Raw genomic sequence first — 19,337 nt, 5'->3', positions numbered from 1 at the left:
CCCTGAGTCTAAAGGCTCTTTGCCATAGTGCAACCCGACTTAACGCGCGTAGGACACCATGGTCAGCAACTCGTATTGCGCCACTTGCTCGCTGTCTTGATTATAAAGCGTCACGTTCCAGGCGACCTCGCCATAGTCATCGGTGCGCTGAGTTTTACGCTTGGCGGTCAGGCGCACATGCACTTTGTCACCCGGGCTGACCGGTTTCTGAAAGCTTAGCTCGTTCAAGCCGGTATTGGCCAGTACCGGGCCCGGATCGGGTTGCACAAACAGGCCCGCCGCAAAGGACAGTAGCAGATAGCCATGCGCTACGCGGCCTGGAAAGAACGGGTTCGCCTTGGCAGCGGTGTCATCCATATGGGCATAAAAGGTGTCGCCGGTGAAATGGGCAAAATGCTCGATATCCTCCAAGGTGACTTCGCGCGGATCTGTGGTGATGGTCTCGCCAATCTTGATCTCGCGGAAGGTGCGTTGAAAGGGGTGAACGGGGCCTGTTACCTCGGCGGATCCGGGCACCCATTGCCCGGTGATTGCGGTCAGCACATCTGGCCCGCCCTGAATGGCGGTGCGCTGCATGTAATGCAGCACGCCGCGCACGCCGCCCAGCTCTTCTCCGCCACCGGCGCGCCCCGGTCCGCCATGTACCAGATGGGGCAGGGGGGAGCCATGGCCCGTCGCTTCACCCATGCTGTCACGATCCGTGATGTAGAGGCGACCATGCCACGCGGCGCTGGCAACCGCCACGTCACGCGCCACGGCGGGATCATGTGTGACCAATGAGGCCACCAATGAGCCTTGGCCGCGATTGGCCAGCTCAGCAGCATGAGCGGTATCGCGATACGGCAGCAAGGTTGAGACCGGACCAAAGGCCTCGATCGCGTGGATATTCTTCGCCCCATCCGGGTCAGCACAGCGGAACAGCATCGGGGCCAGAAAGCCCGGCCCGTCCGGCGTATCAAAGGCGTCGCCACCAAGGACTTGCTGGGCCTCGGTACCGATCATCGCCGCCTTTTCCAGCACGTCAGCCTTTTGCCCGGCAGAGACCAGAGCCCCCATGCGCGCATCCCCTGCCGGGTCGCCAATGGTTGTCTTTTTCAACCGCTCCGCCAGCGCCTCGGTCACCGCGTCAAGCTGCTGCTCTGGCACGATCATGCGCCGGATGGCGGTGCATTTCTGCCCCGCCTTGGTGGTCATTTCTGCGGCAGCTTGCTTGATGAACAGATCAAATTCCGGCGTGCCTGCCACGGCGTCAGGGCCAAGGATCGAGGCGTTGAGACTGTCTTGTTCCGCGGTAAATCGAGTCGAATTGCGCATGATGTTCGGGTTGGAGCGTAGTTTGAAAGCGGTGTCCGCTGAGCCAGTGAAAGCCACCACATCCTGAGGCCCCATTCGGTCCAACAAATCGCCCGTGACGCCAATGATCAGCTGCAAGGCCCCATCTGGCAGAATGCCGGACTCGATGATCAGGCGCACGCAGGCTTCGGTCAGGAAACAGGTTTGCGTCGCCGGTTTCACAATGGCCGGAACCCCGGCAAGCAGCGACGGGGCCAGCTTTTCCAGCATCCCCCAGACCGGGAAATTAAAGGCGTTGATATGAACCGCAACCCCTTGCAGCGGCACGGCAATATGCTGAGCGAGGAAGGATCCCTTGCGCGAAACTTGCTCAACATCCCCGTCGATATAGACATGACCATCAGGCATTTCGCGCCGCCCTTTGGAGGCGATGACCATCATGGTGATGATACCGCCGTCAATGTCGATCCCGCCATCTTTGCGCGTGGCCCCGGTCAGCGGGTTGATCGCATATAGCTCTTCCTTGCGGGAATCGAGGTGGATCGCCAGCGCCTTGAGCATCTTGGCCCGTTGGTGAAACGTCATCGCCCGCAGGGCAGGGCCGCCAACCTGGGTCGCGTGGGTGATCATCGCTCCGAAATCCAGAGTGCTGCCGCCCGCGCGGGCGAAAGCCGCGCCATTCACGGGGTTGTAAAGGGTTTTGGCGGCGTTACCCGGTGCAATCCAACGCCCATAGGCAAAACTGTTCGGCTCAAGCATTGGGTGATCTCCTCATCTCCTGATGCGGGCAATGTGGCGCAAAGAATTCCGAAAAGCAACATACTTGACCGGTCGGTCGGTTTTGTGCATCGTGACGATAGGAGGATTTGGGATGACACCACAGGAACGCGCTGAAAAGTCGGCCAAGGCCATGTGGGCCTCGGATAGGGCCAGCCAAGGCATGGGGATGCAGATCGCCGAGATCGCACCGGGCCGGGCCGTTTTGACCATGCGCGTGCGCCCCGAGCACCTGAACGGGCACGGGATTTGCCATGGTGGTTTCATTTTCACCTTGGCGGACAGCGCCTTTGCCTTTGCCTGTAACAGCTACAATCAGGTGACAGTCGCGCAGGAAAACCAAATCACCTTTCTGTCGCCGGGCCGCGCTGACGAGCTGCTGACCGCAACGGCGCTTGAACAGGATAGGCAGGGGCGGTCAGGTGTTTATGACGTTACCGTCACCGGAGAGGATGGCCGCAAGGTCGCCCTGATGCGCGGGCTGTCACGCAGCATCAAAGGACAGCATTTTCAGGAAGAGCCGCAAGCCTAGCACCTGACAAACATCATTCGGCAAGTCGGAGGAGGACGCGCCATGGAGGATCTCACCCCTCGCAAAGAGGATCTGGAGCCAATCGAAATCGCGTCTCGGGACGAGATTTCTGCGCTGCAATTGGCTCGGATGAAGCAATCATTGGCGCATGCCTATGAAAACGTGCCCCATTACCGCGCCAGTTTTGATGCGGCGGGAGTGCACCCCGATGACCTGCAATCTTTGGAGGATCTGGCGAAGTTTCCCTTTACGGTGAAGGGCGATCTGCGGGCAAATTACCCGTTTGGCATGTTCGCCGTCCCACGAGAGCAGGTGCTTCGCGTGCATGCCTCTTCTGGGACGACCGGGCAGCCGACAGTGGTCGGCTATACCCGTGATGACCTGGATATGTGGGCCGGAGTGGTGGCGCGATGCCTGCGTGCCTCGGGCCTGCGGCCCGGTGACGTGCTGCACAACGCTTATGGTTATGGGCTGTTCACAGGCGGGCTGGGCGTACATGGCGGGGCGGAAAAGCTGGGCCTGACCACGGTGCCGATTTCCGGCGGGATGACGCAGCGCCAGGTCCGCCTGATAGAAGATTTTGGCGCGACTGGTATGACGGTGACCCCCTCTTATGCGTTGTCGATCATCGACGAATATGCGGCGCAGGGCCGCGACCCGCGCCAATCGCCGCTAAAGGTTGGGATCTTTGGCGCGGAACCCTGGACCAACGCCATGCGCCTCGAGATCGAGGAGGCTTTTGATATGCATGCGGTGGACATCTATGGACTCTCCGAGGTGATTGGCCCCGGTGTGGCCAATGAATGTGTCGAGACCAAAGATGGGCTGCATATCTGGGAAGATCACTTTTATCCCGAAATCATTGATCCACAGACTGGCGAGGTTTTGCCTGATGGCGAGATGGGGGAGCTGGTTTTTACCTCACTGACCAAGCAGGCCTTTCCGATTATCCGGTACCGGACACGCGACCTGACCCGGCTGTTGCCGGGAACGGCGCGGTCAATGCGGCGGATGGAAAAGGTCACGGGGCGCAGCGATGATATGATCATCCTGCGCGGCGTAAACGTGTTCCCAACCCAGATCGAAGAGCAATTGATGACGGTGGCCTCTTTGGCACCGCATTTCCAGCTGGAACTGAATCGGGTGGGACACAAGGACGAGATGCGGGTCAAAGTTGAGACGTTACCCGACACGGTGGAGCTGGGTGATATGGCTGGCAAAGAGCTGGCGGCCAAGGTGAAACAAGTGGTCGGCATCTCGGTCAAAGTCGACGTGGACGCTCCCGGCGGAGTCGCACGCAGCCAGGGCAAGGCGGTGCGTATTGTCGACAATCGCCCAAAAGAGTAAGGCAGCGGGACGGGGTGACGCTGGCTCGGTTCCCGAGCCTCGCCCCACCCACCGTCCCGCTAGGCGTTCATTAGGTGAGGTCAGATCATGCCACGCGGAATAGCCCGAAATCATGACGAAAAACGTGATACGCTGCGCAAGGGCGCGGCCGCATATTTTGCGCGCCACGGGTTTGATCGCGCCTCGATGAGCGGCGCGGCACGCGAGATCGGGATCTCCAAAGCCCTGATCTATCACTATCACGACAGCAAAGAGGCCCTGCTGTTCGACATTCTGGACACGCACCTGACCGAGCTGGTCGCCGTTGTCGAAACTGCGGCCCCCAAAGGGTTGCGCGCCCTGATCGCCGCGATCCTGGATGCCTATGAAGACGCGGATGCAGAGCACAAACTGCAATTGGAATCACTAACCGCCTTGCCCGAGGACATGCAGGCCCCGCTTTTGGCGGCGCAACGTTATCTTGTTGAGGCGATGAGCACGGCAATAGACGCTGTGAAACCGGGGATGGATCAGGACAAACTGCGCGCCGCAACCATGACCGTCTATGGCATCTTGAACTGGTTCTATATGTGGCATCGCCCCGGCAAAGGCTTGTCACGTCAGGATTATGCCGCTCTTGCGGCAGATTTTGTCGAAGGCGGTTTGCGCCAGATCTAGGCTCTGTTGACAAAACCCAGCCACCACCGGTTTCAGTCCAAATTTTGTCAGTGCTAGGCGTGTGCGCGCAGAAAGGGTGGCCCTCTTGCACATGGAACCAACGACGCGCTGGCAAAATTTGGCGAAATCGCGCGCGACGCGGCGGGCCGGGCCCTGCCTCGGACCAATGGCGGCATGGCCCTTGCTGCTTCTGGCTTCTCTGATTTGGCCTTCCGATCACCCAGAGCGCTGCGGTCAAATCAGCTTGTCAGCAGCAAAATCTGACACGCGCCGGTGATGGCTGGGTTTTGTCAACAGAGCCTAAGGCCGCCTGCGCTGTTTCTTCTTGGCCCAAATACTCCCGGGGGTTTGGGGGCTGGCCCCCAATTTTGGCCCGGTCATACAAGTTTCCGATTGGCTCCATTCCGCCCGGACCATTTTCCAAAAACGGCCATTTTTGACGATTTTCCGACTTGTGAAAATCAAAAGCCCCGGATACATCCCGCCGTGGGACACCCTTCCCCAACGAAGGGCGTATATCTGTAAGGGTAGCAGCAATGGCTATTGAACAACCGGCGACGCGGCCGGCTAATCCGCGTTTTTCCTCGGGCCCCTGTGCCAAAATCCCCACATTCGAGTTGAACAAACTTGCTGACGCCGCGCTGGGTCGATCCCACCGTGCCGCCATTGGCAAGGCCAAGCTCAAAGCCGCGATCGAAGAAACGCGCGAGCTGCTGGGTGTTCCTGCGGATTACAAGATCGGGATCGTTCCTGCGTCGGACACCGGTGCGATGGAAATGGCGATGTGGTCGCTGCTGGGTGCCCGCAAGGCCGAAATGGTTGCCTGGGAAAGCTTTGGCGCGGGCTGGGTGACCGATGTGGTCAAGCAGCTGAAACTGGACGCCGAGGTCAAGACCGCCGACTATGGCGAGATCGTTGATTTCGCGACCGTGGATTTTAACAATGACGTCGTCTTTACCTGGAACGGTACCACCTCGGGTGTGCGGGTTCCAAACGGCGATGCGATCCCGGCGGACCGCGAAGGTCTGACCATCTGCGACGCGACATCTGCTGCCTTTGCGATGGATCTGCCCTGGGACAAGCTGGATGTCACCACCTTCTCCTGGCAGAAGGTTCTGGGGGGCGAAGCGGCCCATGGTGTGCTGATCCTCTCGCCACGTGCGGTTGAGCGTCTGGAAAGCTATACCCCAGCCTGGCCCCTGCCGAAAATCTTCCGCATGACCAAAGGCGGCAAGCTGATCGAAGGTATCTTTACTGGTGCCACGATCAACACCCCGTCCATGTTGGCCGTCGAAGATTACCTGGTCGCTTTGGATTGGGCACGCTCGGTTGGTGGGTTGCAGGGGTTGATCGCCCGCGCCGAAGCCAATGCCAAAGCTGTTTGGGATTTCTGCGAAACCCGCGATTGGATCGACAATCTGGCGGTGGACACTGCGACGCGCTCCAACACTTCCGTGTGCCTGAAATTCACCGATGATCGTATTCAGGACGGGGCAGCTTTCGCCAAGGCGGTTGCCAAGCGTCTGGAAAACGAAGGTGTCGCGCTGGATATCGGGGCCTATCGTGATGCGCCTGCCGGTCTGCGGATCTGGTGTGGTGGCACAGTGGAAACGGCTGATGTTGAGGCCATGCTGCCTTGGCTCGAATGGGCGTTTAACGCCGAAATCGACGCACAAGCTTAAGTCACATTTGCCGGGGCCTTGGCCCCGGATCGCCCCCGACCCGCCCCCCAGGGCGGGGGCGATTGCGCCCCCACCCACGGGCCGGGCGCGATCCTCGCTATCTTGGGGGACTGTTTCAATTTGATGCCGCCTCGCGGCCCCGACACAAAAGGACCAAACCCATGGCCCCCAAAGTTCTCGTCTCTGACAAACTCTCTGAAACCGCCGTCCAGATCTTTCGTGATCGCGGCATCGATGTCGACTTCATGCCGGACCTCGGCAAGGACAAAGAAAAACTGGCCGAAGTGATCGGTCAGTATGACGGTCTGGCGATCCGCTCCGCCACCAAAGTCACGCCAACCATCCTCGAAGCTGCCACCAACCTCAAAGTAGTCGGTCGCGCCGGGATCGGCACTGACAATGTCGACAAGGAAGCTGCGTCGAAAAAAGGTGTGATCGTCATGAACACGCCGTTCGGCAACATGATCACCACCGCCGAGCACGCCATCGCCATGATGTTCGCCGTTGCCCGCCAAATCCCGGAAGCGTCCGAATCCACCCATGCCGGCAAATGGGAAAAGTCCAAGTTCATGGGGGTCGAGCTGACCAACAAGACCCTGGGCGTGATCGGTGCCGGTAACATTGGTGGCATCGTTTGTGACCGCGCCCGTGGTCTCAAGATGAAGGTTATCGCCTATGATCCCTTCCTCTCCGATGAAAAAGCCGCGAAAATGCATGTGGAAAAGGTCGAGCTCGACGATCTGCTCAGCCGTTCCGACTTTATCACCCTGCACGTGCCGTTCATCGCCGGTGTGACCGAAAACATCCTCAGCGCTGAAAACCTGGCCAAGACCAAGAAAGGCGTGCGCATCGTGAACTGTGCCCGCGGTGGTCTGGTTGACGAAGAAGCGCTGGCCGAGCTGCTGAAATCCGGCCATGTGGCAGGCGCGGCCTTTGACGTGTTCAAAGTCGAACCGGCCAAGGAAAACCCGCTCTTCAACCTGCCAAACGTGGTCTGCACCCCGCATCTGGGCGCGGCCACCACCGAAGCACAGGAAAACGTCGCCCTGCAGGTCGCCGACCAGATGTCGAACTACTTGCTGACCGGCGCGGTTGAAAACGCGTTGAACATGCCATCCGTGACCGCCGAAGAGGCCAAGGTCATGGGCCCTTGGATCAAGCTGGCGGAACATCTTGGTGCTTTTGCCGGTCAGATGACCGACGAACCGATCAAGGCGATCAACATCCTCTATGACGGCGTTGTTGCTGACATGAACCTCGAGGCGTTGAATTGCTCGGCCATCGCCGGGATCATGAAGAAAGCCAACCCTGACGTGAACATGGTCTCTGCCCCGGTTGTCGCCAAAGAGCGCGGCATCCAGATCAGCACCACCAATCAGGACAAGGCCGGTGCCTTTGACGGGTACATCAAGATCACCGTTGTAACCGAAGGCATGGAACGGTCGGTTGCGGGCACCGTGTTCAGCGATGGCAAGCCACGCTTTATCCAGATCAAAGGCATCAATATCGACGCCGAGATCGGCGCGCATATGCTTTACACCACCAACGAAGACGTGCCGGGCATCATCGGCACCTTGGGTCAGACCATGGGCGAAAACGGCGTGAACATCGCCAACTTTACCCTTGGTCGCTCCGAAGTGGGTGGCGGCGCGATTGCACTGCTTTATGTCGACGAACCGGTAAAGGCGGATGTGATCGCCAAGCTCTGCGACACGGGCATGTTCCGCCAGGTCAAACAGCTTCAGTTTGACGTGGCCTAAGCCAAACACATAAAACGCCGCCCTGACCGGGGCGGCGTTTTTCTTTGCATCTCCGTCTCCAAAGGCTCAGAACAGCCACAGATGTTGCTGCGAGATTTTTCATGTCAGATCCGATTTTTGTCATTGGCGATATTCACGGCCAAATAGACCAGCTTGACCGGGCGTTGGATTACATCGCCCAAGATGATTGCGCCGGGGCCCCGGTGGTGTTCGTTGGCGATTATATCGATCGCGGGCCTGACAGTCGCGGCGTGATCCAAAAGCTGATGAATGGCCAAGCGGCGGGGCGGGATTGGACCTTTCTTTTGGGCAACCATGATGACTATCTACGGCGCTTTCTGGGGCCGAACCCGGATTTGCCCAAGGATGGCAGCCTGACGCGCTGGTTTCTGCCTCAGGTCGGTGGTTTGGCTGCTCTTGAATCCTATGGTGCCTCTGTTTCGTCTGACGATTCCAATCTTCGGTTGCTGGAGAAGGCGCGAGCTGCGATCCCGCAGGAGCATGTGGATTGGGTCACCGCATTGCCGCGTCTTTACGAGACCGAAGCATATATCTTTGCCCATGCCGGTATCCGCCCCGGCGTGTCCTTGCCGGACCAAGACCCCGAGGATCTGATCTGGATTCGCGGGGACTTTCTCAATGACACCCGTGACCACGGCAAATTGGTTGTCCACGGCCATACCGCGATCGAAATGCCAGAGCATCGCGGCAACCGTGTCAATGTCGATGGAGGCGCGGGCTTTGGTCGCCCGCTTTACCCGGTACTGCTACTCGGCCACGAGGCCTTTATGCTCGGCCCCTTCGGGCGCACCCGGCTGGACCCGATTCCGCAGGCTTTGCCAGGCATCGAACTGACATAAGAACACCTCGCCGGTCAGCTCATCCAGAAAATGCGAGCGCTGCAACCGGTCCATCACCGGGCCCTTGACCTCGGTCAGGTGCAGGGTGATGCCCATATCCGACAGGCGGCGGTTCAATTCTTCGAGCGTCTCCAGCGCGCTCATATCGACCTCGTTCACCGCTGGGAACATCAACACCACATGGCGCAAGCCCTTATCCTCGGCCACGCGGTTCAGCACATATTCCTCAAGGAAACGGGCATTGGCGAAATAGAGGCTTTCATCCACCCGCAGGGTGACAACATGATCCAAAGTCTCAACCTTATGGCGCAGGATATTGCGGAAATGCTGCGTGCCGGGCACCAGACCCACTTCGGCCACATGCGGCCGTGAGGTTTTGTAAAGATGCAGGGCAATCGACAGGATCACCCCAGCCGACACCCCGGTTTCAACGCCAAAGCCAAGCGTCAACACGATGGTTACCGCAACGGCGGCGAAATCCACCTTGGAATACCCCCAGGCTTTTTTCAGTATGCTGAAATCAACGAGGCTGAGCACCGCTACAATGATGGTCGCGGCCAGCGTCGCCTTGGGGAGGAAGTAGAGCAGGGGCGTCAGGAACAGCGCTGCCAGACCAATCCCAATGGCGGTCAAGGCCCCCGCCGCCGGGGTTTCCGCGCCCGCGTCAAAATTCACCACAGACCGGGCAAATCCGCCTGTCACCGGATAGCCGCCCGACACCGCCGCCGCGACGTTGGATGCGCCCAGCCCGATCAATTCCTGATCCGGGTCAATGCGTTGACGTTTCTTGGCGGCCAGGGTTTGTGCGACAGAAACGCTTTCGACAAAGCCAATGATCGAAATCAACAGGGCCGACAGGAACAACTGGCTCCACAGGCTCGGGTCCAGGCTGGGCGCTGAGAGGGGAGGCAGGCCCATCGGGACTTCACCGACAATCTTGACCCCGGCATTGGCCAGGCCATAGACCCAGGTGATCAGGATGGTGACAGCAACGGCACCCACCGGTCCTGCCTTGGCCAGAATATCCGCCATTCGCGGCCCCAGCCCTTTGGCCAGTAAGAGCGGCTTTAACCCCTTGCGCACCCAGAACAGAAACCCCAGCGCGCTGACCCCAATGACCAATGTGAACAGATTGGTGTCGCCAAGATGCGCCCAGATATCCCCCAGAATTTGCGGCAGGCTATGGCCGTGTACCTCGATGCCAAAGATATGTTTGAGCTGTGACGCTGCAATCAGCAGGCCTGAGGCTGTGATAAACCCGGCAATCACCGGATGGCTGAGAAAGTTTGCCAGAAACCCAAGCTTGAGCATGCCCATGGCCAACAAGATCGCTCCGGACATAAAGGCCAGCGTTACAGCCGCCAGAACAATTTGCGCCGGGTCGCTGAGCCCAAGGTTGCCAATCGCTGCCGCCGTCATCAGCGATACAACCGCCACCGGTCCAACCGCCAGGGCGCGCGAAGTGCCAAAGATGGCATAGGCGACCAAAGGCAGGATCGAAGCATAAAGCCCCATTTCCGCGGGCAATCCTGCCAGCAAAGCATAAGCCAGTGATTGCGGGATCAGCATGATCGTCACGATAACCGCCGCCACCCCGTCAGACACAGCCGTGTCGCGGTTATAGGTCTTGGCCCATTCCAAGATCGGCAAATAACGGGCAAATCGTTGCATGATGCAGTCCTTTTCGGCCAAGTGGCTCAAAGCTGCATCCTATATATTCCAAAAATAGAATTTGTGAAGGTGAAAAGCTGTCAAATTTGATTGGCCCGGGGCAAACCCGGGCCAAACGGGCTTAGGCGGCTGAAAAACCGGCATCCAATGCGGACAGGATCGTGTCGATCTCCTGTTCTGAAATGATCAGCGGTGGTGACATCAGGATGTTGTTCCCGCCAATCCGCACCATTGCCCCAGCCTCATAGGCGGCTTGGTGAATGCGTCCCATGGTGGCGGCGTCCATCGGCTCTTTGCTGGATTGATCCGACACCAGTTCAATCCCTGTCATCAATCCATGCCCACCGCGCACATCGCCAATGATGCTGTGCTTCTCGGCCAAGGCCTTGACGCCCTCAAACAGTTGCGTGCCCCGCGCCGCTGCGTTGACCTTGGTGTTCAACCGCAGGGTTTCCTCCAAACAGGCGGTCACGGCGGCTGCGCCAACCGGGTGCGCCGAATAGGTATATCCATGGAAAATCGCCCCATCCGCGCCCGAGCTTTCAAAGACTTCGGCCACCTTGCCCGAGATCAACGCCGCTCCAACCGGGAAATAGCCCGAGGTGATGCCCTTGGCTGTGCTCATCATATCCGGCTTCACGCCCCAATGACGCGCCCCCGACCAATCGCCGGTGCGGCCAAACCCGGTAATAACTTCGTCAGAAATCAACAGGATGTCATGACGGTCGCAAATCTCACGCATGAGCGGCATAAAGCTTTCATGGGGGACAATCACGCCACCAGCGCCAAGGATCGGCTCCATGATCAAAGCGGCAATGCTGCCAGCCCCCTGGAATGCGATCTCATCCTCAAAGGCCTGCGCAATCAGCTGCGCCAGTTTCGCGGGATCGGTTTCGTTGAACGGGTTGCGATAGGGATAAGGTGCGGGCAGGTGGAAACAGCCCGGCATCAAAGGTTCGTAATTGATGCGGAACCGATTGTTGCCATTGACCGAGGCCCCACCAAAATGGGTGCCGTGATAGCCTTTTTTCAGACTAAAGAATTTGGTGCGATTTGGTTCCCCGCGCAGGCGATGATATTGCCGCGCCAGCCGCAGGCAGGTCTCCACCGAATCCGAGCCGCCCGAAGTAAAGAACACCCGTTCGATTCCGTCCTCGGCAAAGAATTCCTGCACTTTATAGGCCGCCTCGATGGCAGGTGGGTTCGAGCTTCCTGCAAAGGCGGAATAGTAGGGCAGGTCGTGCAGTTGTTCGCTGATCGCATTTTTGATCAAATCATTTGAGTAACCCAGATTGACACACCAGAGCCCTCCGACCGCGTCCAGGACCTCGTGCCCATCAATGTCTGTGATTTTGGAACCCGATGATTTCGTGATGATTTTTGGTGGATTGGCTTGCATCTCTGCAGGGTGGCCCATGGGGTGCCAAAGCTGTTTGGCGTTGTTCTCTGTCAGGAAATTCTGATCTTTCACTTTGCGACTCCCTGGTTGCATTTGATCAAACGTCGCATCTCGTCCTGGGCATGTCCAGATTGAACCATCCATCAAATCAATTGCCCAGATCACATGTTCGGTGTAGCCTGAAATAAAATTACTTTGGTAAAGTGCGCTCCGTAACAATGTGAGTTGTTAAGGGTCTCCGAGCGCACCTTTTGGCGAGAAAGGCGGAGTCAAGAGACCCTAAATGACGACAGAATACCGTAAAGAAATCAACCGCCTGTACCAGGTGGAGTATGGGGCAAAGCCCGAGCTGGTTTTGCGATTTGTAGGAATAGTTTTTGGTGCCGCGGTTCTTTATTGGCACACAGGTTGGGAAGTCTCTTGGCTTTGGCCCATAGGTTTTTGTTTGGCCCATGTTCTTTACTATCTGTTCTTGGCCTCCCGCGATGAGGAAAGCTCGATCTGGGATGTGCGGATCGCCTGCCTTCTCTTTCTATTCGTGTTGATCTCGTTCTTATGGATGCCAGCGATGATGGCCGCCCAATCGGACGCAACCTTGGTGTTTGTTGGCTCAACCTTGATGGCCACGGTGCTGGTGTTCCTTGTGCGGCGCGGAGATACAATCGGCTATCTTGTGGCTGGAGAATTGCTGGTCGTTTGCTGCATGTATGTCGCTGTTTTTATTTACAGACCTGCCCTTGAGACCTCTGTGTCCCATTGGGTTAGTCTGATGGTGAATTTTGTCCTGACCGGGTATTTGGCACAGGCCCTGATCCTGTCGCGACAGGCGACACTCGCATCCATCGCGGCGGCGGAACAAGCCGTCCAACGCGAAAAAATGGCCGCGATCGGAGAGTTGGCGGGGGGCGTGGCGCATGATTTCAACAATTTGCTGACGGCTATTCTGGGCAACTTGGAATTGTCACATGAGCTGGAGGACGGTGCAGAGAAAAACGCGGTCCTGAAAGAGGCCCATGATGCGGCGAAAAGGGCTGAAGCTGAGGTGAAACAGCTTTTGATATATGCGCGAAAGGCCCCCTTCTTCCGGGTCGAAACCGATCTATCCGACAGCGCAGCCGAGATGGCGGATCTTGTTCGGCGGCTGGTTCCGGAACATGTTGAATTTGAAATGAAATCCGATGGATCCGAGATGCCGGTCTATGTCGATAAACCGCATCTTTTGACCGCCCTTTTTGGCTTGGTTTCCAACGCCGTGGACGCCATGCCGGAGGGCGGGCAGTTAAAGGTGGTGACCCAGTTGCAAACCTCGGATGGTCGCATGGTCATGGCCGATGGAGAAGATATCGAGCCGGGGGCTTATGGCGTGATCTCGGTGCATGACACCGGCACTGGTATCGCCAAGCAAGACCTGCCGCGCGTGGTGCAGCCGTTCCACAGTACCAAACCGCCGGGGCAGGGCACTGGGTTGGGCTTGCCTATGGTTTTGGGGTTCGCGCGTGATCACGGCGGGGCGATCCGTTTGCTTAGCGAAACGAGCGGGACTGTGGCCGAGATTTGGTTGCCGTTGAAAACCAAGCCATAGCCAAGAAGAGGTCATGAAAAACGCCGCCCGAATAGGGCGGCGTTTGACAGCAATCCAAAGGGATTTTGGCTTAGAAACCAAGACCTTCGTATTTCTTTTTGAACTTGGATACACGGCCGCCCTGGTCGAGTAGACGGGAGTTGCCACCGGTCCAGGCAGGGTGCACAGACGGGTCGATGTCCAGCGCCAGCTGGTCGCCTTCTTTGCCCCATGTGGTGCGGGTCTGGAAGGTGGAGCCGTCGGTCATTTTGACGGTGACGAGGTGGTATTCAGGATGCAGATCTTTTTTCATCTCGTCTCTCCTTATGCCTTGGCTTTCAAGGGCTTATAAGTGGTGTCTTCGGCGATACGCGCGGACTTACCACGACGCGAACGCAGGTAGTACAGCTTCGCACGGCGGACACGACCGCGGCGCACGACTTCGATGTACTCGATATTGGTGGAAAACAGCGGGAAAACACGCTCAACACCTTCACCGAAGGAGATTTTCCGAACGGTGAAAGAACCGGCTATCCCCTTGCCATTCTTACGAGAAATGCAGACGCCCTCGTAGTTCTGGACGCGGGTGCGGGTGCCTTCGGTTACTTTGAAGCCGACGCGAACGGTGTCGCCAGCTTTGAAATCGGGAATGTCTTTCCCCAGCGCAGCGATTTGCTCCGCTTCCAATTGTGCGATCAGATCCATCTGACCATCTCCTATGTTACGCGCGGTTTTCCCGCGGATGATGTCTGGTGTAGCGCTTTGATCCCAAAAGGAAAAAGATACATCAGCTTTTCTTTGTTTCACTCTTTCGAGCGGCGGGGCCCCGGATCAGGACCCCATATCCAACACGGCCCCGAGTCGCCCCGATGCCGTAAAAGATGGGCTCGTATAGGCGCGCAGAGCCTTTAAAGCAAGGGCGAAATGGAGATTTGGCGAGGAATGCGTACGCTGGGTTAACGGTGGTGGATTCACCCTTTGTTAAACCCCAATCCGTCCGATTCCCACCCTGTTTTGGGGGGATTGCCCAGGGTGGTTTCGCACCCCCTTAAGCCCCCGCAGAAGGCAATCTGTCCGATTCTGCCCGAGTTTGGGGGAGATTGCCCCCTTGCCCTTTGGGGCCCCGGATTTGAGGGGCCAAATGACGCTCAAAATCTTGTGAGGTGGGGAAATAAAGTTCTAGGGGGAGCTGTGACACGTTTTGATTGAACGCTCATGCTGCCCCTAGCATCCCCCAAATCGGCCGTCCTTGTCTTGCGCAATTGACAGTGCTTCGTATTGGTCGACTTCTCCGTTATCGCTGCTTCTATGTGCGACTGAAACAACCGCGCATCGATTACCAAGGGCTGCGGCACGTCGGTACCATTCCAAAGCAAGGTCCGGATTTCGCAATTCCTGGTTTGCTTCGCCAAGGCGGCCACGGCCATCGTAGAGCAGCGCCAAGTTGTTCGCGGCATTCATGTGCCCAAGGGTAGCGGCGTCTTCGAGTAGTGACACGCATTTCTCGATTTCACGTTGCGCACCATCTCCAAGGCAGTGAGACCAACCTAATGCATTCATTGAATTGCGATCGCCGAGACCCACCCCTTTGATGTAATATTTCGTTGCGATTTCAGGAGAGTTATCCAAAGTGCCGCAGTCGGTCCGGGTGCTGTCATGCAAGCAAGCGTAACGATCTGTCGCATAGCCAAGGCCAAGGTCTGACAGGTCTTTGTAAATACTCCCTGCAAGTCGCAAGTCCTTGGTTGTGCCTACTCCATCTTCATGCGCCAAGGCGAGCAGGAACCGCGCTCGTAGGTTTCCTGTTTCGGAGGCATTTTTGACCTTTCGAAAAACTTTTTTTTCGTAGGTTGCAGCAGTCGAAGAAATGCCGAGCGCTGCAGGTTTCACATAGCCATCGCGTATCCACCTTGCTGCCAAGTAGTGTGCCGGCAAATAATCCGCTTTAACGGCAACGCGCAAAAGAGCCGCTGCCGCTTTGGGGTTTGGGTGAATACACTCGCCCGGACTGGCCCATTTCAATCCGGCAAGACTATGTCCGTGTGCGTCATTCGTTTCATTGAAAGAGGTTCCGGCATTTGCAAGGAAATCCTGGCCTGGCCAACGTTGATCTTTGCGAATGCAAAGCCCACTTTCATATACCCAACTGAGTGCATAATTGCTTGCTGCGTGACCGTGGCTAGCTGCCGCAGTCAAGTAGCTCAGGCCATAAAGGCGGCGATTCCGGGCGTGACTGTTGTCGAATAAATAGCGCATTCCGCGAAATGCAACTGCATCCAGACGGTCACGTTGTGGGCCATTCTCGATAATTTCCCACACCATGCGGCGACTGGTTTCATACTCGCCTGCCGCGTATAAAGCGCTGGCAAATGGCATTGATACGGTGTCGAGACCGGCTATGCGGCAGGCCCGGACAGCCTTTTGCGGATCTGGAATCCAACGTACGCTGGCCGCACCGCCAGTGGTCATAAACTCTCTCGGAACGCTTTTTTTGCAAAAGGTTTCAGCACGTTTTTTCGACCAAGTTTCGATTGGGCAACTGTCTAGGTTTATGGCGCGACAAGTAAGCGTCTGAATGTCACCGTCAGCCTTGAGTGTCACCAAAGCTGCAATCGTCGAAATGGTTGTGACAAGGGCTGTGCCCAAAACCCATATTAATCTAGGCATAGAATTTCGACCTCGTACTGTTAAAAATCTGCCCAAATCAAGCGGGCACAACTTTGAGGTTATATTCGTTCTGGTCGTTTGTCACATAATTCCTTGCTGGTTTTAGAACGGGTATATGAAAGATTATGCCTTAAAAAATGCAAACGGGCGGGGGTGTTGGCCCCGCCCTTTCTTGTGGTGAGGGGGCCGTTATTCGGCGGCCACGGTTTCCCCGTGCTTTTCGCGCAGGCTGTCGCGGTAGAGCGCTTTGGCGAGAGCGATGCACATCAGGCCCATGACCATGGTAAAGGGCAGCGCTCCGATGATCATGGCGCTTTTCAGGGCCTCCATCGGGTCGGCGCCGCCATTGGTCTTGCCCGCGATCAGCAGGGTGCCGATCACCGCGGTCAGCAGCAGGCCCCAGACGATGCGGTGCTTGACGCCGGTATGCTGTTCGCCGCCGGACATGATGGTGTTCATCACCAGAATGCCGGAATCTGCCGAGGTGACCAGAAAGGTCATGATCAGCACAACGCACATGATGGTGATGCCCGACAGGAAGGCTCCGCTGGAGAGCATCTGTTCGAGGGTGACAAACAGCTTGGCGGTGTTGCTGGCACCGATGATGGCCCCGTTGGCGCCGCCGGTCAGTTCCAGGTCAATCGCCGTGCCGCCGAGGATGGTCATCCAGGCAAAGCAGACCAGCGCCGGTGCGATCACGCAGCCGATGATGAATTCGCGCACGCTGCGGCCTTTGGAGATGCGGGCCAGGAACAGGCCGACAAAGGGTGAGAAGGCGATCCACCAGGCCCAGTAGAAGGTGGTCCAACCGGCCTGCCAGCCGAATTGGCGACCCGGTTCGCCGGCGGCATAGGCTGCTTGCAACACGTCATCCGGCAGCGCGGCGGCGTCGCCTTTGAGGCCGGATTTGAACCCGTCAAAGGAGCCCCAGGCATTGGTGGCACCCGAGCGCAGGGCATCCGCATGGGCGGCCGCGGCCTCGGGCAGGGAGGCAGCAAAGCTGTCGGCGGATTGTGGGCCAAAGGCGTTAAAGCTGAGCGAGATGAAGTGCAGGATATAGTCGACCATGGCGGTGGCATAGGTGGTCATGGCAAACAGGAACGAGCCAAAGATCACAAAGGTCGCCAGCAGGATAACCGACAGGACAAGGTTGAGGTTGGAGAGGTATTTCACCCCGCGCCCCACACCAGAGACCGCCGAGAGGATCGACAGGCCCATGATGACCGCGAGACCTGTGACAAGGCCGACCGTGCCGGGGGCCGGGGCGTCGCCGGTCATGTCCATCATCCACTCCATCCCGGTGATGGCATAGAGACCGTCAATGAACTGCGCCACGCCAAAGCCGATGGTGACAGAGACGCCAAGGATGGTGGCAACCACGCCCAGCACGTCGACCACATGGCCAAGGAACCCGTTCATCAGGCGACCAAAGAGCGGGGTCAACGCAGAGCGGATGGTCAGCGGCATGTCGCGGGTATAGGCGTAATAGGCCAGCGACAGACCGGTCACCACATAGATGGCCCAGGCGTGAAACCCATAATGCAGGAAGGTGTAGCGGTAGCCGGATTGAATAGCCTCCTCGCTATTGCCAGCAACCTCTCCGGCCAGAACAACCGGGTTTGACCCCCAGAGGCCCAGAGGCTCGGCGGTGGCAAAGACCATCAGGCCAACCCCCAGACCGGCCCCGAACATCATCGAGAACCAGGAAAAATTGGAGAATTCCGGCTTTTCGCCCGGGGTGCCCATGATGCGCTTGCCGGTGCGCGGCAGCAGGGCCACGACCGCCAGGAAAAAGGCAAAGACGCCGACAATGATCACATAAAAGGCGTTGAAATCCTCAAGCAGGCGCCAGTTCAGGCTGCCCAGAACGCCATTGGCATTGGCGGGCCAGATCAGTGCCCAGAGCACCAGCGCGACCATGATCCCTTTGGACAGCAGCGCAATTTCGACGCTGTGATCCTTGTAAAAACCGCTAGAGGCTTTTTTGACCTCCAGTTCGGTGAATGGTTGTTTTACTGACATGCGTTTCCTCCCATAAACGCGGTTCATGAAAACACAGACAAGGCGTTTACCTTGTTTGTGCACCGACATATTTGAACCGTTTCCGCCGTGATCAGCCCAGAATGGCGTCGATCCGGGCGAGTGTTGCGGTGTTGACGGCGACTCCGTTTTCAGCGGCGGCGAGTCGTTTTGCGCCGCGCCCGTCGCCGGGCAGATGTGCCCCGTCTTGCGTGTGAATGGCCTCGACCAGCTGGGTCATGCGCTGGGCAAAGGCCCCGTCCGAGGTGGCCCCAGGGTCAATGGCCAAAAACATCTGGCCGGTCTTTGGCGGCCCGCCCGCCGTGCCCGAGAAGGGCGAGGCATGGATGCCCAGGGTTGCGCCGGTCATGGCGGCGGCCATCATTTCGGTCAGCAGGGCGATGCCCACCCCTTTGTATCCGCCCGAGGGGGCCATGGAGCCCTTGAGCCCGATTTCGGGATCGGTGGTCGGGTTGCCATCGGCGTCCAGCGCCCAGCCTTCGGGGATGGGCTTGCCTTCGCGGGCGTGTTTCATCACTTCGGATTTGGCGATGGTGCTGGCGGATTGGTCGATCAAAACGGCGGGCTGGCCGTCGCTGCCCGGCGCGGCAATGGAAAACGGGTTGGTGCCGACAACCGGTTTTGAACCGCCTGAAGGCGCGATCGAGGCTGGGGCATTGGTAAAGCCCAACCCCAAAAGGCCCGCCTGTGCCAGACGATAGGTGTGATAGCCCAGCACGCCGCAATTATAGCTGTTGGTAATCGCCAACGCCGCAATGCCCTGTTCGCGCGCCAGTGGGATCAACCTGTCGAAACCGGCATCAATGGCCGCATGGGCAAAGCCGGTGGCGGCGTCAACCTTGACCACGCCGGGGCGGGGTTGGCTGACAATCGGGGTCGCCTGCCCATCAACCTTGCCGCATTGCACGTGCTCGCAATAGATCGGGATATAGGCGAGGCCATGGCTGGCCACCCCGTCCGCCTCGGTCGCCGCGGTGGCGGCGGCAAGCGGGCGGGCATTGGCCTCGGATGTACCTGCGGCCATCAAGGCGCGCAAGGACAGGTCTTCGATTTCGGAGAGGGTCAGGGTGCGGGTGTCGGTCATGGATCTC

15 protein-coding genes are annotated in these 19,337 nt (G+C 58.1%); 7 read left to right on the top strand and 8 right to left on the bottom strand.

What is annotated here, in order from left to right; genetic code table 11:
- Positions 1 to 39 precede the first annotated feature (39 nt).
- The gene (gene paaZ, locus CLV87_RS21505) at positions 40 to 2,052 is read right to left on the bottom strand and encodes a phenylacetic acid degradation bifunctional protein PaaZ (RefSeq protein ID WP_099248083.1); all 2,013 of its coding nucleotides are present in this window, start codon (positions 2,050 to 2,052) and stop codon (positions 40 to 42) included.
- A 112-nt stretch (positions 2,053 to 2,164) separates the two neighbouring features.
- Between paaZ and paaI the strand changes: the two genes are divergently transcribed.
- The 6 genes from paaI to CLV87_RS21475 all read left to right on the top strand — a co-directional run bounded on the left by paaI (position 2,165) and on the right by CLV87_RS21475 (position 8,908).
- The gene (gene paaI / locus CLV87_RS21500; RefSeq protein ID WP_099248085.1) at positions 2,165 to 2,602 is read left to right on the top strand and encodes a hydroxyphenylacetyl-CoA thioesterase PaaI; all 438 of its coding nucleotides are present in this window, start codon (positions 2,165 to 2,167) and stop codon (positions 2,600 to 2,602) included.
- 42 nt (positions 2,603 to 2,644) lie between these two features.
- Positions 2,645 to 3,949 carry a phenylacetate--CoA ligase PaaK gene (gene paaK / locus CLV87_RS21495; RefSeq protein ID WP_099248087.1) on the top strand — a complete coding sequence of 435 codons (1,305 nt, stop codon included), beginning with the start codon at positions 2,645 to 2,647 and terminating at the stop codon, positions 3,947 to 3,949.
- Between the two features lie 87 nt (positions 3,950 to 4,036).
- A complete protein-coding gene (locus CLV87_RS21490) occupies positions 4,037 to 4,606 on the top strand; it encodes a TetR/AcrR family transcriptional regulator (protein ID WP_099248089.1) in 570 nt (189 codons plus the stop codon).
- 536 nt (positions 4,607 to 5,142) lie between these two features.
- A complete protein-coding gene (locus CLV87_RS21485; protein WP_099248091.1) occupies positions 5,143 to 6,288 on the top strand; it encodes a phosphoserine transaminase in 1,146 nt (381 codons plus the stop codon).
- 161 nt (positions 6,289 to 6,449) lie between these two features.
- Positions 6,450 to 8,048, top strand: coding sequence for a phosphoglycerate dehydrogenase (gene serA, locus CLV87_RS21480; protein ID WP_099248093.1), 1,599 nt, complete (start codon positions 6,450 to 6,452; stop codon positions 8,046 to 8,048).
- A gap of 101 nt (positions 8,049 to 8,149) precedes the next feature.
- Positions 8,150 to 8,908, top strand: coding sequence for a metallophosphoesterase family protein (locus CLV87_RS21475; RefSeq protein ID WP_099248095.1), 759 nt, complete (start codon positions 8,150 to 8,152; stop codon positions 8,906 to 8,908).
- Here CLV87_RS21475 and CLV87_RS21470 read toward each other — a convergent pair.
- The gene (locus CLV87_RS21470) at positions 8,816 to 10,579 is read right to left on the bottom strand and encodes a SulP family inorganic anion transporter (protein WP_099249263.1); all 1,764 of its coding nucleotides are present in this window, start codon (positions 10,577 to 10,579) and stop codon (positions 8,816 to 8,818) included. The two genes, CLV87_RS21475 and CLV87_RS21470, sit on opposite strands and share 93 nt — an antisense overlap.
- A 121-nt stretch (positions 10,580 to 10,700) precedes the next feature.
- Entirely contained in the window at positions 10,701 to 12,050 is a 1,350-nt protein-coding gene (locus CLV87_RS21465) for an aminotransferase class III-fold pyridoxal phosphate-dependent enzyme (RefSeq protein ID WP_099249265.1), read from the bottom strand.
- Positions 12,051 to 12,261: 211 nt separating this feature from the next.
- Between CLV87_RS21465 and CLV87_RS21460 the strand changes: the two genes are divergently transcribed.
- Positions 12,262 to 13,560 (top strand): sensor histidine kinase, encoded by a 1,299-nt coding sequence (locus CLV87_RS21460; RefSeq protein ID WP_099248097.1) that lies wholly within the window; start codon positions 12,262 to 12,264, stop codon positions 13,558 to 13,560.
- Between the two features lie 70 nt (positions 13,561 to 13,630).
- Here the strand turns inward: CLV87_RS21460 and rpmE are convergent, their stop codons facing one another.
- The 5 genes from rpmE to CLV87_RS21435 form a co-directional block, all read right to left on the bottom strand.
- Positions 13,631 to 13,852, bottom strand: coding sequence for a 50S ribosomal protein L31 (gene rpmE / locus CLV87_RS21455; protein WP_099248099.1), 222 nt, complete (start codon positions 13,850 to 13,852; stop codon positions 13,631 to 13,633).
- Between the two features lie 11 nt (positions 13,853 to 13,863).
- Positions 13,864 to 14,244 (bottom strand): 50S ribosomal protein L19, encoded by a 381-nt coding sequence (gene rplS / locus CLV87_RS21450; protein ID WP_099249267.1) that lies wholly within the window; start codon positions 14,242 to 14,244, stop codon positions 13,864 to 13,866.
- 519 nt (positions 14,245 to 14,763) lie between these two features.
- The gene (locus CLV87_RS21445; protein ID WP_166652825.1) at positions 14,764 to 16,008 is read right to left on the bottom strand and encodes a tetratricopeptide repeat protein; all 1,245 of its coding nucleotides are present in this window, start codon (positions 16,006 to 16,008) and stop codon (positions 14,764 to 14,766) included.
- A 387-nt stretch (positions 16,009 to 16,395) separates the two neighbouring features.
- Positions 16,396 to 18,228 (bottom strand): BCCT family transporter, encoded by a 1,833-nt coding sequence (locus CLV87_RS21440; RefSeq protein ID WP_099248103.1) that lies wholly within the window; start codon positions 18,226 to 18,228, stop codon positions 16,396 to 16,398.
- A gap of 91 nt (positions 18,229 to 18,319) precedes the next feature.
- Positions 18,320 to 19,330, bottom strand: a complete 1,011-nt coding sequence (locus tag CLV87_RS21435) for an Ldh family oxidoreductase (RefSeq protein WP_099248105.1) — start codon at positions 19,328 to 19,330, stop codon at positions 18,320 to 18,322.
- Positions 19,331 to 19,337 lie beyond the last annotated feature (7 nt).

Origin of the sequence: Pelagimonas phthalicica (genome assembly GCF_004364805.1) — a bacterium.
GTDB classification, from domain to species: domain Bacteria; phylum Pseudomonadota; class Alphaproteobacteria; order Rhodobacterales; family Rhodobacteraceae; genus Pelagimonas; species Pelagimonas phthalicica.
The sequence above is the reverse complement of the archived record's forward strand: the minus strand, read 5'-3'. Positions and strand labels throughout refer to the sequence as shown.